The 13689-nt window shown below is 34.5% G+C and carries 15 protein-coding genes; 8 read left to right on the top strand and 7 right to left on the bottom strand.

Features of this window, described 5'->3' with window-relative positions; genetic code table 11:
- Positions 1 to 159: 159 nt before the first annotated feature.
- Positions 160 to 2091 (top strand): endonuclease MutS2, encoded by a 1932-nt coding sequence (locus tag J2Z26_RS10940; RefSeq protein WP_193539097.1) that lies wholly within the window; start codon positions 160 to 162, stop codon positions 2089 to 2091.
- Here the strand turns inward: J2Z26_RS10940 and J2Z26_RS10945 are convergent, their stop codons facing one another.
- On the bottom strand, positions 2092 to 2601 hold the full coding sequence (locus J2Z26_RS10945) for a hypothetical protein (RefSeq protein ID WP_193539095.1): 510 nt from the start codon (positions 2599 to 2601) through the stop codon (positions 2092 to 2094).
- Positions 2602 to 2745: 144 nt separating this feature from the next.
- On the opposite strand from J2Z26_RS10945, the gene J2Z26_RS10950 reads away from it, so the two are divergent.
- Positions 2746 to 3921, top strand: coding sequence for an LL-diaminopimelate aminotransferase (locus tag J2Z26_RS10950; RefSeq protein WP_193539094.1), 1176 nt, complete (start codon positions 2746 to 2748; stop codon positions 3919 to 3921).
- A 96-nt stretch (positions 3922 to 4017) separates the two neighbouring features.
- On the opposite strand, the gene J2Z26_RS10955 is transcribed toward J2Z26_RS10950, so the two are convergent.
- A complete protein-coding gene (locus J2Z26_RS10955) occupies positions 4018 to 4188 on the bottom strand; it encodes a DUF3896 family protein (RefSeq protein ID WP_193539092.1) in 171 nt (56 codons plus the stop codon).
- Between the two features lie 161 nt (positions 4189 to 4349).
- On the opposite strand from J2Z26_RS10955, the gene J2Z26_RS10960 reads away from it, so the two are divergent.
- Positions 4350 to 4889, top strand: a complete 540-nt coding sequence (locus J2Z26_RS10960) for a DinB family protein (RefSeq protein WP_193539090.1) — start codon at positions 4350 to 4352, stop codon at positions 4887 to 4889.
- 62 nt (positions 4890 to 4951) lie between these two features.
- Here J2Z26_RS10960 and J2Z26_RS10965 read toward each other — a convergent pair whose 3' ends face one another.
- The gene (locus J2Z26_RS10965; protein WP_193539088.1) at positions 4952 to 5338 is read right to left on the bottom strand and encodes a hypothetical protein; all 387 of its coding nucleotides are present in this window, start codon (positions 5336 to 5338) and stop codon (positions 4952 to 4954) included.
- Between the two features lie 626 nt (positions 5339 to 5964).
- On the opposite strand from J2Z26_RS10965, the gene J2Z26_RS10970 reads away from it, so the two are divergent.
- Entirely contained in the window at positions 5965 to 6498 is a 534-nt protein-coding gene (locus tag J2Z26_RS10970) for a GNAT family N-acetyltransferase (RefSeq protein ID WP_193539729.1), read from the top strand.
- A 42-nt stretch (positions 6499 to 6540) separates the two neighbouring features.
- On the top strand, positions 6541 to 7362 hold the full coding sequence (locus tag J2Z26_RS10975) for a serine/threonine-protein kinase (protein ID WP_193539086.1): 822 nt from the start codon (positions 6541 to 6543) through the stop codon (positions 7360 to 7362).
- An 86-nt stretch (positions 7363 to 7448) separates the two neighbouring features.
- Here the strand turns inward: J2Z26_RS10975 and J2Z26_RS10980 are convergent, their stop codons facing one another.
- Positions 7449 to 8825: an MFS transporter gene (locus J2Z26_RS10980; protein WP_193539084.1), complete on the bottom strand. Its 1377-nt coding sequence runs from the start codon at positions 8823 to 8825 to the stop codon at positions 7449 to 7451.
- A 301-nt stretch (positions 8826 to 9126) separates the two neighbouring features.
- On the opposite strand from J2Z26_RS10980, the gene J2Z26_RS10985 reads away from it, so the two are divergent.
- Positions 9127 to 9390, top strand: coding sequence for a hypothetical protein (locus tag J2Z26_RS10985; RefSeq protein WP_193539082.1), 264 nt, complete (start codon positions 9127 to 9129; stop codon positions 9388 to 9390).
- 94 nt (positions 9391 to 9484) lie between these two features.
- Here J2Z26_RS10985 and J2Z26_RS22295 read toward each other — a convergent pair whose 3' ends face one another.
- Positions 9485 to 9616, bottom strand: a complete 132-nt coding sequence (locus tag J2Z26_RS22295) for a hypothetical protein (RefSeq protein ID WP_267912254.1) — start codon at positions 9614 to 9616, stop codon at positions 9485 to 9487.
- A gap of 140 nt (positions 9617 to 9756) precedes the next feature.
- On the opposite strand from J2Z26_RS22295, the gene J2Z26_RS10990 reads away from it, so the two are divergent.
- Both J2Z26_RS10990 and J2Z26_RS10995 read left to right on the top strand, forming a co-directional pair.
- Positions 9757 to 10164, top strand: a complete 408-nt coding sequence (locus tag J2Z26_RS10990) for a DUF4181 domain-containing protein (protein ID WP_227413866.1) — start codon at positions 9757 to 9759, stop codon at positions 10162 to 10164.
- 168 nt (positions 10165 to 10332) lie between these two features.
- A complete protein-coding gene (locus tag J2Z26_RS10995; RefSeq protein ID WP_209794341.1) occupies positions 10333 to 11070 on the top strand; it encodes an HAD family hydrolase in 738 nt (245 codons plus the stop codon).
- A gap of 50 nt (positions 11071 to 11120) precedes the next feature.
- Here J2Z26_RS10995 and J2Z26_RS11000 read toward each other — a convergent pair whose 3' ends face one another.
- Together J2Z26_RS11000 and pepF are read right to left on the bottom strand one after the other, a co-directional pair.
- Positions 11121 to 11561, bottom strand: a complete 441-nt coding sequence (locus J2Z26_RS11000) for a cell wall hydrolase (RefSeq protein ID WP_193539079.1) — start codon at positions 11559 to 11561, stop codon at positions 11121 to 11123.
- A gap of 241 nt (positions 11562 to 11802) precedes the next feature.
- On the bottom strand, positions 11803 to 13617 hold the full coding sequence (gene pepF, locus J2Z26_RS11005; protein WP_193539077.1) for an oligoendopeptidase F: 1815 nt from the start codon (positions 13615 to 13617) through the stop codon (positions 11803 to 11805).
- Between the last annotated feature and the right edge of the window lie 72 nt (positions 13618 to 13689).

A 13689-nucleotide genomic window follows, 5' to 3' on the forward strand; every position in this document is an offset into this window, starting at 1 on the left:
TACTATTATTTAGGCTTATCTATTCTTACTAACGTTGAATTTTGAAGTTTACCGCAAGGAACGATGTGTTCTTTGCGGTTTTTTGCGTTCTTAGAGATAAATGAATGAATCATAGAGTGGAAAAAACAAACAAGAGTAAAAATATTGGAGGAAAAACTGTTGAATCAAAATACAATGAAAACATTACAATTTCAAATGATTAAAGATGCAATTTCGAAATACTGTATTTCTGAATTAGGAAAAGAGAAGGTTGATTTGCTGTCGCCGTCTACAAATAAAAAGCAAATTCTTTCCTGGCTAGAAGAGGTGACAGAAGCAAAGGAAATTTTACGAAAAAGTTCTAGTGTTCCTATTCATGGCTTAAAAGGTGTACAACTTATTTTAAATAACATGAACAAAGGTGTACCTTTACGACCAGACCAACTACTAGCGGTCTATGATTTAATTGATTGTGCTGAAAAACTACGAAGGTTTATGAAAGATAAAGAGGGAATTGCACCTAAGATTAGTACTTTTGTTTATTCATTATTTGATTTACAAGATTTAGCCAGTGAAATTGCAAGATGTATTCGAAATGGTAGGGTAGATGACTATGCTTCTAAGGAACTCTTGAAAATCAGAAAGCAAATTGCAATCCTTGAAGAAAGGATAAAGGATAAAATCGATAAAGTAGTAAAGTCAACAAAGTATGCTAAATATTTGCAGGATGCAATTGTTAGTGTCAGAAATGGACGGTATGTTATTCCTGTTAAAAAAGAGTATCGAAAAAATGTAAATGGTACGGTGTTAGATGCTTCTGCTTCTGGGTCTACAGTCTATATTGAACCAGAGGAAATCTCCATTATACAAGATGAAATTAGTGGATTGAAATTTGAAGAAGAAGTGGAAGAGCATCAAATATTAATGATGTTAACCGGCAGAGTAGAAAAACATGAACAAGAAATCAAGGTATCTGTTGATACAATGGCCCATTATGACTTTGTTTTTGCAAAAGCGAAGTATAGTCATGCCATTAGTGGTCGTTCGGTTCAAATCAATGAACATCATACGATTAAGTTAAGAGGTGCTAAGCATCCATTATTACATGAACAGGCTGTGCCATTATCATTGGTTATTGGTGAAGAATATGATGCTCTTGTGATTACAGGTCCAAACACTGGTGGGAAAACAGTTACCATTATAACAGTCGCGTTGTTAACGCTTATGGCACAATCTGGTATCCATATTCCGGTAGAAGAAGAAAGTGAGATTGCGATTTTTCATCAAATCTTAGTGGATATTGGGGATGGCCAAAGTATTGAGCAATCGCTTAGTACGTTTTCATCACACATTAAGAATATCATTGAGATTTTAAAGGAAACAACCTTCCAAACGCTTGTATTACTTGATGAATTAGGGTCTGGAACAGATCCAGCTGAAGGAATGGGTCTAGCTACAGCTATTTTACAGGAGCTTTATAAAAAAGGGGCGACTATACTAGCAACAACGCATTATAGTGAGATTAAGGATTATGCAACCAATACAGAAGGATTCCAAAATGGGTCGATGGAGTTTGATATTGAAACCCTTAAGCCAACCTATCGTTTAATTGTTGGAAAAGGAGGGAAAAGCCAAGCTTTTGCGATTTCATTGAAACTAGGCATACATCCTCAAATTATTGAAAATGCTCATAAAATTACGTATAAAGAAGAAAAGAAATATGGTTATTCTGATGATTTTAGAAAAGGTGAGTTAGATCGTCAATTGGGTTCCGAAAACAAGCATATTAGAAGCCAAAAACACAAAGTAAAGGAAGAACAGAAAAAAGATATATTTGAATTTAGCATAGGAGATAATGTCAAAATTCCTTCTTTGAACGAGATTGGTATAGTATTTAAACCGGTTAATGAAAAAGGAGATTTAATTGTACTCGTAAAAGGAGAAAAACAAGTAATAAACCAAAAAAGAGTAAATCTCTATATAAAGGCTGAGGAGCTTTATCCTGAGGATTATGATATGAGCATTATCTTTGAAACCAAAGAAAATAGAAGGATTGATAAGCTGCTTTCTAAAAAGCATGTAGAAGGATTAAAAATAGAGAGGAATGAGTAATCATTCCCCAGCGAACTCTAGATTGATGTTATATTCTTTCGTTAGGTCCTTAAATTGGTTTTCATGCTGGTCAAGTAATTCATTTACTTGATCAACTTTGTTATTTGCTTCGTCAAATAAAGCATCATTGTCTGTTTCAAGAGATTGCTTGAAATCAGTAAAAACTTCTAACTGAATCTCCATTGCTTCTATATAGATAGCGTGGAGGTTTTTTACTTCTTCCGTTTCTAGTTGAACACTTCTAGTGTCTTGTAAAAAGGTTTCAAAGGGGGGGATAATTTCCTCGTTCAAATGATTCAATGCGACCTCATTATCTGTTTCTTCTACAAACCCTTGTTCATATTCCGCGAGTAGAGTATTTTGAACTTCGTTTAATTGGCCAATTTCTTCAATATAGCTATTGAGTTCAGATTTAACTTTCACTCCACTAAACAACTCAGTTGGTCCTGCACATGCTGTTGTAAAAAGTAAAAGAAGAAACAAAAAATGAATACTGATCTTCTTTTTCAAGGAATCACCTCATAATTATCGTTTCTACTTAGCTTAAACCATTACGGTGATAATTATGTTCTACATGACAAAATGAAAAAAGTACGGTATTATATCACTTATATTTTTCGAAATAATAAGAAATTTGTTTGAAGGGGATGCTTTATGAAGTTTACAGTAGCGACTAGAATGAATGCCTTCAAGGAAAGTGTGTTTAATGAATTATTGAAATTTAAAAAACAACTACTAGCAGAGGGAAGAGACATCGTGGATTTAAGTGTGGGTAGCCCAGACTTACCACCACCAAATTACATAATGGATGAGCTAAATAGCTACGTAAATAAGCCAACATCCTATGGATATACATTAACTGCAATTGAAGAATTTAAGGAGGCAGTTTGTACTTACTACAATAATAAGTACCAGGTGTCTTTAGAATTACAAAGTGAAGTATTAATGGTAATGGGATCGCAAGACGGGCTTGTGCATCTACCGATGGTTTTTGCGAATCCAGGTGATTTTATTTTAGTACCTGATCCAGGCTATACTGCCTATGCAACTGCAGTAGCAATGGCAGGTGCTAAGCCTTATCCGATGCCTTTATTAGAGCAGAATGAATTTTTGCCAGATTTGTCATCGATTCCAAAAAATATTGCGGATCAAGCTAAAATGATGATACTGAACTTTCCTGGAAACCCAATTCCAGCGTTAGCAACTGTGGATTTTTTTAGGGAAGTCATTTCTTTTGCAAAAAAATACAATATTATCGTTGTTCATGATTTTGCTTACTCCGAACTATATTATGAGCAGGAAAAACCAATAAGTTTCTTATCAGTTGAAGGGGCAAAGGAAGTCGGAGTGGAATTTAATTCTCTTTCAAAAAGCTTCAATTTAGCTGGTTGCCGGATTGGATACATAGTAGGAAATCAAGAGATTATTCATTCTTTAAATGTTCTAAAAGGTAACTTAGATTACGGTGTATTTTTACCAGTCCAAAAGGCAGCCATTGCTGCACTGACAGTAGAAACGGATTTTAGTGACCAATTACGAGCGACCTATAAAAAAAGAAGAGACAAATTAGTTAACGGATTAAGTGCATTAGGGTGGAAGGTTACAAGTCCGAGTGCGTCTATGTTTGTATGGGCAAGAATACCAAATGGTACTACATCGACGAAATTTGCTTATGATCTTTTAGATAAAGCTGGAGTGGTTGTCACACCAGGTAACGCTTTTGGTGAGTCAGGGGAAGGGTATGTACGGATCGCTCTTGTTCAAGATGAAGTGACATTGGAGAGAGCTATAAGCCAAATTAAATCCAGTGGTTTATTTACAAACGATTAGCTCTAAATTTTAGTAGAAAATCGTAGTTGAAATTTATACTATAGGTAACCAAATTTTTAAGGAGGCGACGTTTTCGCCTCCATAACTCGTTAAACCTCAACCACGCTCATAATGGTTCATATCAGTTAGTTCAATAATATAATCTATATTAGCAATTGATTTTTCGAGATTATCTTTTTCCTCATGAGATAAATTCGGTTTCTGTAACTTATGAATTAACTCCATCTTAGATGCCTCTAATTTTTCTTTAACTTGTTTGTAATCCATATTTGTCACCCTTTTTAATGAAGTAGGATAAGTGCACTTTTAATAAATTAAAGCGCTTTCTTATCTATTTTTAGTATAAATGAGAATGTGAATTTTTTATTATCAGAAATATTGAGATATTGTGAAACTTTATAGGTGAGAAAAAGAAAGGAGCATGTAAATTGAATTTTAAGCTGAATGAAGCCATTGAGGTGTTAGAGCGAACACCGCAAACATTGGAGCATTTTTTAGTTGGATTAAATAAAGACTGGTTATTGTGTAACGAAGGTGAAGGTACATGGAACATTATTGAAGTAATGAATCACTTAATTGAGGGTGAAAAGACCAACTGGATACCGAGAATAGAAATTATTCTTAACGAGGGAGAAAGCAGGCCATTCCCGGTTTTTGATCGTTATTCACATTTAACCGATGGCAATAACAGATCAATTGAGGATAAAATGATTGAATTTAAGACCTGCAGAGCAGAAAGTTTATCTAAATTGAAGACGCTTATCAAAGCTGAGATGGATCTGGAATTAAGCGGCATTCATCCTGCCTTTGGGAAAGTCCACATAAGGGAATTATTATCAACCTGGGTTGTACATGACTTAACACACCTAAATCAAGTAACTAGAATAATGGCTGAGAGATACAGAGAAGACGTAGGACCATGGAAGGAATATTTAGGGATATTGAGAAGGAACAAGACAGGGAATTAGAGGGTATAAAAAAGAGAAAAATCCTCCAATAGGAGGATTTTTCGATTCTAAAGGACAGTCGTCTATCGAGTTCCACCAGTACCAGTACCTCCGGCGTTGTTACCACCAGGTCTAGTTCCTCTTGGATTTCGATCGTTGTCGTTACCACCTAGCATATTACGATTACGATTATTATCGTCGTTATCAAGGATATCAAGGTCGTTATCGTTATTGTTATTCAAAATTCCACGACCGTTATCGTCATCCATCATTTCAGTGATAGGACCCTCGTTATCAATTGTATCTCCGCGGCGATAGTTTAAGTCATTATTATCGTGGTACCCACGGTCTAATATACGAGCATCTCGATCGTTATTAAACGTATCGACATTATTATCGTTCATTCCACAACCAGTTAGACCCACGACCATTAATGCTGCTGCTGAAAGAGAAACAAGTGATTTCCTCAAACGTAAAACCCCCCATTGAAATGTAACGCCTAAAAAGGAATGTTTTTAAGCGCTCGTTTATAGGTTGTCTTAATATCTAAATTTTAAAATGTTAGTTTTTTGCAATGCCTTTAAAAATTGTTAAATTAACGGTGAAAAGGGGGAAAGTCAGATTTAAAAAAGATTACAATTTAGAATAAGATATTTCTAAAAAAGGAATGATAATTATAAAATGAATGGCCTTAAGCACTTAGCAGACTTAGCTATTTAAGAAGGTAGAAGAGTTTTAATGAATTTCATTATTGACTTAGTTAAAAATGTAAATTAGGATTAATATGGAAAAGATACGAATAGGGGATGTTTGTTTGAAAGTTGTTGTTCTTAACTAATTATTCTATTTGTGCTATTTAGTCTTTGAAATAAGTTGCATTTTATTATGCTTATTCCATTTTTACAGACTATGTAACCAGGGTTAAGAACATCGTTTTAAACAGACCTATTATGGTGAACTTGCATGCAGTTTTTGTATGCTCTTTTATTGTATGTAGGCAGAAAATGACGATTGTTCATTTTCTGCTTTTTTATTTTTAAAAACGTATTTGTACGGAGGTCTTTTAGTGGGTAAAAGAATGATGGAGGAAAAGAAAATGAACCTAGTAATTAGAGAAGAACAAGAAGAAGATTATTTAACAATTGAACAAGTAATAAGAAGTGCATTTGCAACTATGCCGTTCAGTGATAAAAAGGAGCAAGAATTAGTTTCTAGACTTAGAGAGTCAACTGAATATGTGCCAAAATTATCATTAGTTGCAATAGAAAGTGTTAGTAAACAAATAATCGGACATATTCTACTTTCAAAATGTCAAATCGTAAATCCTAACCAATATGTTCAAGCGCTCGCACTTGCTCCTGTTTCAGTACATCCAGAGTTTCAAAATAAAGGGGTAGGTAGTACCTTAATCAAGGAATCGTTACAAAAGGCAAAATTACTAAATTATGACTCTGTCATAGTTTTGGGGCATCCAAATTATTATCCAAAATTCGGTTTCAAAAAGGCTTCATTATGGAATATAAAAGTTCCTTTTGAGGTGCCGGAAGAATTGTTCATGGCACTAGAATTACGTGAAAACGCACTTACCAATGTATCTGGGAAAGTAGAGTATTCAAGTGCTTTCTTTTAAGTAAAATAGAAAAAGTCGTTAAATGGGTTTTGGAGGTTAGAAATGATAACAAAAACAATCGATAATGTCTCATTCGAGCTTAAAAAAGATTTCGATTTTAATTATTTATCTGAATATGGCAAGGTTTTTAAGGTATTTGCCAATCAGGATTCTGGATATTTATGTTTTGGTGTTCAAAATAAAAACAAAAAGCTGTTCTTAAAAATGGCTGGAGCATCAACTCTAAGAAGCAATGTATCTCCTGATAAAGCAATAACAACCCTTAAATCAACTATATCTATATACGAAGATTTAAGACATCCCAATCTCATTGAAATAATTGAATATAGAGAAACTAAAGATGGATTCCTAACTGTCTTTGAGTGGTTTGAAGGTAAGTGTATGGGTAAACAATATGATTCTTTTGATAAATTCATAGCTTTGCCACTAGAAGAAAAGTTAAGTATTTATAAAGAGATTCTGATATTTCATCTACATACGAACAAATGTGGTTATATTGCGCTTGATTTTTATGATGGGAGCATAATGTATGATTTTGCTATAAAACAAACAATGATTTGTGATGTAGAATTATATGCTAAAAAACCTGTCATCAATACTATAGGACGGATGTGGGGGTCAAGTCGATTTATGTCTCCAGAAGAGTTCCAACTTGGCGCACAGATTGATGAGAGATCAAATGTATTTTTAATGGCAGCAACAGCTTTTCAGTTATTAGGTGGTGGACTTGATCGATCTTTGGATAAGTGGCAAGCAAATGAAGAGTTGCACGCAGTTGCTTTAAAAGCTGTCAATCTTAAAAAAGAGGATCGTTATCAAACATTAGATGAGTATTTCGAAAAGTGGAATAGCGCAGTTACTTAATGTAACGATTACAGATGTCATTTTAACTCAATATTAACAAGAATGAAAAAAAGGAATGTCCCTGACGCTAAAGGACATTCCGTTTATTATCTTTTCTTATTTAGATCTGCTAAGATTTGCGGATATTGTTCATCAAGTTTGTACATCCACATAAGTACAGTTTGTAAAACTGCTAAAACAAATGGAATATAAATATTGAGTGCTAGAATCATAGTCGTTGCAGATGCTGTTTGTTCGTCAAGTCCGCCAACATAACCACCAAAAGCTAATAGCCAGCCGATTAAAGCTCCACCAAGACCCGCCCCAACCTTCATGCCAAAGCTTGCAGCACTGTTAACTAGTCCTTCTGTTCTAATGCCGAACTTCCACTCACCGTATTCTGCAGTGTCATTAATCATAGCATATAAAAACATAATAATTGGTATCAAACCAAACCCCTGAATAGCTGTGCCAGCTAGGAAGACAGCTACATTGGATGGGTCAATCAGCTTTACAATGGGACCTAAAATACCTATCACAGAAACAGTTAAAGCGATGTTTCGTTTTCCAAACTTTGCTACTAATTTTGCCATGAAAAAGAAGCAAATAATGGTAGGTAAAAAAAGCAGTAACCCCACTAGGGAAAAATAAGAGGCATTACCGAGAATATAAGAAGTATAATATAGTCCTGCTCCGGCTAGAAGTGCGTTAAGCGTATAAGCAATTACACAATATAAAGTAATAATTAGCCAATACTTATTTGTGAATAATGCCTTTAAACCAACTTTGAACGGTATAATATCATTGGTTTTAACAACAGAAGCACTGACACGTTCCTTTGTTGAACGAAAAGCAATGTAACTTGTAATCATGATAATTACTCCACTGGCAACTGCCACAATAGTCCAGCCTAGCTTACCGCCAATTGCACTTGCAACAGGCTGAGCAAAGATCATGATAGCAAGTGTACTTAACATCGTAAACACACCTGTGTAAATATTTAAAACAGATCTTCCATAAGGCTCCTGCGTCATTAATCCTAGTAAGGTTTTATAAGGTATTGATACAGCCGTATAAACCAAAATGAGCAATATATAAGTAACATATGCATAGATGATTTTCCCTGTATTTCCAAAGTCTGGTACAGAAAATAGTAAAATAGTGGAGATACCTAAGGGGATTCCCATCCATAAAATCCAAGGACGTGCTTTACCATGCTTTGACCTCGTTCTGTCTACTAAAGTACCCATCCCAAGATCTGTTACTCCATCAAAAAGACGAGCAACTAGCATAAGCGTTCCAACCACACCGGCGGAAACTCCAGCTACATCTGTATAATAGTAGGGTAGAAAGGTACCCACTAGTGTCCAGACTAAAATAACACCAAAAAACCCCAATCCATAATTCAACATTTCCTTATGTCCTGGAGTTGCAACCTGTAAGGAACTGGCCGAACACTCTTGTTGTTGCTTTTCTGCTAACATCTTGTTAACCCCTCTCAATATGTAATTGGTTCAATATGAAAACGCTGTCAATTTATAGAATTTAAAATTCCCAAAGTTTTATATACCAACCGGTTAGTATAGTTATAGTATACATTAATTATTAGATAATTGTATATATTCTAAAATCAATAAAAATTATTTGGGATTGAAGCAACAATAGTTGGTGGGGGGAACAGCTAGAATAAATTGTAAATTCCTCCATTTTATCAGGGATGTATGTTACGTTTAAAAGAGAGAACACGGAATGAGAGGGTTAGTAACTTAAATAGGAGGGTTAGATATGACAAACAATAATCTTATACGTTTTATAACTATAGGCTCTATATTGACGATTGTAGGATTTATACTTTTGTTTTTCAGTACTTATTTTGGCACATCAATGGCTGAAAATTGGCTAATGAAACAGGGGGGAGCGGATACTGCACTATTTCATATCATGATAGAAAGCTATATTACTAACTTTGTAGTTGCTGGCGGTATCCTTTTAGGGATAGGACTGGTTACTACTCTCGTTACTTCTTTTATGATATTAAACGTAAAGTGAGAATCTTTTTAGAGGCAAGACCTATGTAGCGAAATCAATTTTAAGTTTGACCTAACGTATAGTTATCTTGCCTAAACTGAGGATTAGATATAATTTAAGAGAACTGAATAATCATCAGAACTGCTACTAAAACAGCTACAACGATAATCGCATAAAGCCAATGTAAACGATTTCCTTTTTCTACTCTGCCTTGTTGATTTTGAGCATCTTGATCCATATAACCCATATAATTATTCCTTTCTATATCAGGATAACAAATAGTATCTTCGTTTATGATTTATCTTATTTTTAGTTTAAATAGCAAAATCATGCATTTTGTAATAAAAAAAGTAATTATAAAGTAGAGAGAGCAGAGATGTGAGTGGAATGGTCACTGACGGTGAAAAACTAATACTATTCGTTTTAACTTTGTACACTACTAAATTTTTATTAAAGATTGTACTTATAGATGTATTCAAGGTTGATAAAAAGCCTTATCATATGGAATTTGTTAACAACAAACATCAAAAAATTAATATGATTGTTGTAGCTTTCATTATTATTAATCTTCTGCTCTTTTACTACCTTCAGCATTTAAATATTATTTCACAGATGTTATTTTTGGGTTTATGCTTTGTTCACTTAGCTATTCCTTTATTTATTGAAGCCTTTCTCTGGTGGAAGGAGGATAATGAATCAAGGTATTTTGTGTTATGTATTGGAGATGAACTATTATTTATCACTTTTGGAATAGTGATCTGGCAGTTTGGTATTTTTGGACTAACCACTATTTAAAAACGTACTTTTACGACTTCAAAATTCTTAGAATTTGCCTATCCTGGATTTGTTCTTTAAAATCTATAAAGGAATACCTCTAAGAAATTAATGACCACATGAGCTTCCAAGTAGCTATAGAAGAGAAGAAGATGTGGATTGGAGATTTAGGTTAGGGAGAGAGAATTAATGATTAAAAATAAAGCAGCGTTTTTTGATATTGATGGCACTTTTTACCGTGACTCATTATTAATTGAACATTTTAAAAGACTAATTAAACATGAAGTCATTTCGCCATCTGTATGGCATGAAAAGGTGAAGCATACTTTTCAAGATTGGGATAAACGACAAGGAAATTACGATTCTTACTTACTTGATGTAAGTAAGACCTATGTTGAGCATTTAACCAATGTATCTAAAGAAGACATTGAGTTCATTGCTAAACAGGTTATTCGCCTTAAAGCAGATAGAGTGTATAAATACACTAGACAACAAATTGAGTGGCATTTAGACAATGACTATAAAGTGATATTTATTTCAGGTAGTCCAGATTTTCTAGTTTCTAAGATGGCTGAGAAGTATCGTGCAACTGATTTTTGTGGTTCTACCTACCACATAGATGATGAGGGCTTTTTTACAGGACAAGTTGAACCAATGTGGGATTCAGTTAGCAAAGAGAAAACAATAAGAGCAATGGTGGAAAAACATAATATTGATCTAACACAAAGTTACGCATATGGTGATACGAATGGTGATTTAACGATGTTTAAATGTGTTGGTAACCCTGTTGCAATTAATCCTGCAAAAGAATTGTTAACAGCAATTACAGAACAAGAAGACTTACGAGAGAAAACTCGAATAGTCATTGAAAGAAAAGATGTTATTTATCAAATCAATCCTAAAACGAACACGATACAATTTGATTAGCTATACATTTCTGCTAAACTAAAAAACCCCCATGATTCGGGGGTTTTTTACTACCATCGATAAGCACCTTCGCATGTATTAGCTTGTGGTTCATAATAACAATGTAGTTTAAATTGACCTGAAAATGGTTGACCGTACCATGTAGGGGGACATGGAGCATACGGATTAAAATACCAAAGAGCATACTTAGATGGATGTTCTCTCCAAAAGTCTAAGGTTTGTTTGGCTAATTTTTTTTCAACCTCTCTTGCTGGGTTATAAAAAAGATTTCCCTTTTGTACAGCTTCAAATGAATAATTTCCACCTTGAATCTGAAAAATGACATCTCGTATTGACCTTAAACCTTCGAAATCACCACAATTGGCTTTTCGTCTATTTACAATTACATTACCAACCATAAGCATACCTAGTCGTCCTTCACCCTCGGCTTCCGCCCTCATCATCCTTGCAATTAACTCGATGTCTTTATCGGTATACGCAACTCTCGCCACTTTTCATCACCTCTAAAGAATTGTATTATAAAATTCCTGTAAAAATGTTAACCAGTTCATTTTAAGAGGCAAAAATATTAAATTAAATCTAATAGCTTTATATTCTTTTGTTTATTACATGATTTATCGACCTAAAAATAGAGCCCAAAAAAATAGACCGATAAACCTTGGAATCTACCTTTGAAAATACAAAAAATCGCTAGGAACATAGTTTCCTAGCGATTCGTAAGTGCATTAATAACTATTCGAAGCTCTTTTCAAGCTCATCCACTAATGAACCTACATAAGCTACAGCTTTGCTGATTGCTTCAGGTTGAGACATGTCTACACCTGCATATTTCATCAGTTCTAGTGGTGTCATTGTTCCACCAGCTTTTAATACTTCTAACCAACGGTCAACTACCGGTTGACCTTCTTCTTTAATTAATTGTGCCACTGCAGTAGAAGCTGTTAATCCTGCAGAGTAAGTGTATGGGTAAAGGCCCATATAATAGTGTGGTTGACGCATCCACGTTAAGCTTGCACCTTCATCAATTTCTACTGCATCTCCCCAGAATGTAGAAAGTGTTTCAGCTTTTTGCTGACAAAGTGATGTAGCCGTTAGTGGTTTACCAGCTTCAGCAAGTGCATATACACGACGTTGGAATTCACCTTCAAGTAGGTGAGTAACAAAGTTATGATAATATGTGCCAAGGAACTGTAATAAGATCCAGCGCTTCATCTGTTTGTCATCTGTTTTTGATAAGATATGCTGTCCAAGTAATAACTCATTCATTGTTGAAGGTGCCTCAACAAAATAAGTGGAAGGACGAGTATTCGATAGTTTTTGATTTTTATTCGCTAAATAGAAGTGTCCTGCATGGCCAAGCTCATGAGTTAGAATGAAAGCACCTCTCATCGTATCTGTCCATGTAAGCAAGATATAAGGGTGAGATCCATAAGGACTAGCGCAGAAAGCACCAGTTGCTTTCCCGACATTTTCAGCTAAATCTACCCAACGGTCTTTTAACGCTTTTTCCATAATTTCCATATATTCTGGACCCATCACTTCTAATGACTCTAAAATTACTTTACATGCATCTTCATAAGTCGTAGAAGGGTTGAATTCTGGATCTAGTGGAGCTTTTAAATCACAGAATTGCATTTTTTCTAATCCTAAGACTCTTTGCTTAAGCTTAGCAAAACGGCGCATATGTGGTGCAAGTTCGTTTTGAATAACGTCTAATTGATTATTATACATTTCTAATGTAACCTGTTGAGGCTGTAAAAGCATATGTGTAACAGACTCATAGTTACGAAGTTTTGAAATTGTTACTTGTTTTATAACTTCAGTCGCATAGGTTGCAGCATACGTGTTTTTGTACTGCTTTAAGGTTTTAACAAAGCCTTCATATGCTTTTCTACGAGTTTCTGTATTTGGTGATAATTCATAGCGATCTTCAAATAAAGCGAAAGATAGAGGTAGTTCTTCACCATTTTCATCTAAAAATGAATCGAATTCCATATCAGATGATTTACTGCGAGAATAAATCATATATGGTGAGCTATGTACTTCACCAAGTGCCGCTAATACTTGCTCCGTTTCAGCAGAAAGAGTATAAGGCTTTTTGTCTTGTAAATCTTTTAAGGTCTTTTTAAAAGTAGTAAGTTCTGCTTCTTCTTCTATGTATCTTTCTAGTGTTCCTTCAGGTAAGGCTAAGACTTCAGACTCAATGAATGATAGTGAAGCATTAATACTAGCAAGAACTGATCCTACTTTACCTGCATTTCCTTGATTCTCTGGGCTTGAACCATCTTCAGAGATACGTAGGTTTGCGTAAGTAGCAACTAAAACGATTCTCTCAAACAATTTTTCTTGTGCAGTTAAGCATGCAAGTAGGGTTTGAGGTCCTTCTGCTAATTTTCCTTTATATTGTGTTACGGAAGGGAGTTCTTTTTGAATAGCTTCTAGTTCTACTTCCCATTCTTCTGTTGTTTTAAATAAATCTTCTAAATTCCAAGTTAATTCAGTAGGAACCTCTGAGCGTGTTAGACGCTTTTGTTTAACGTTTTGCATAAAGAATTCTCCTTTTTTTAGTAGATTTTATACTAATTATTTCGAAACACTAACAATTTTTATTATATAGTA

The sequence above is a fragment of the Cytobacillus luteolus genome, from assembly GCF_017873715.1.
GTDB lineage: Bacteria > Bacillota > Bacilli > Bacillales > Bacillaceae_L > Bacillus_BV > Bacillus_BV luteola.

Excerpts from the sequence above, each read along its gene's own strand:
- J2Z26_RS10950 (WP_193539094.1), top strand. The coding sequence starts at position 2,746 with ATGAAGTTTACAGTAGCGACTAGAATGAATGCCTTCAAGGAAAGTGTG.
- J2Z26_RS10955 (WP_193539092.1), bottom strand. The coding sequence starts at position 4,188 with ATGGATTACAAACAAGTTAAAGAAAAATTAGAGGCATCTAAGATGGAG.
- J2Z26_RS10970 (WP_193539729.1), top strand. The coding sequence starts at position 5,965 with ATGAACCTAGTAATTAGAGAAGAACAAGAAGAAGATTATTTAACAATT.
- J2Z26_RS10975 (WP_193539086.1), top strand. The coding sequence starts at position 6,541 with ATGATAACAAAAACAATCGATAATGTCTCATTCGAGCTTAAAAAAGAT.
- J2Z26_RS10980 (WP_193539084.1), bottom strand. The coding sequence starts at position 8,825 with ATGTTAGCAGAAAAGCAACAACAAGAGTGTTCGGCCAGTTCCTTACAG.
- J2Z26_RS10985 (WP_193539082.1), top strand. The coding sequence starts at position 9,127 with ATGACAAACAATAATCTTATACGTTTTATAACTATAGGCTCTATATTG.
- J2Z26_RS22295 (WP_267912254.1), bottom strand. The coding sequence starts at position 9,616 with ATGGGTTATATGGATCAAGATGCTCAAAATCAACAAGGCAGAGTAGAA.
- J2Z26_RS10990 (WP_227413866.1), top strand. The coding sequence starts at position 9,757 with ATGGTCACTGACGGTGAAAAACTAATACTATTCGTTTTAACTTTGTAC.
- J2Z26_RS10995 (WP_209794341.1), top strand. The coding sequence starts at position 10,333 with ATGATTAAAAATAAAGCAGCGTTTTTTGATATTGATGGCACTTTTTAC.
- pepF (WP_193539077.1), bottom strand. The coding sequence starts at position 13,617 with ATGCAAAACGTTAAACAAAAGCGTCTAACACGCTCAGAGGTTCCTACT.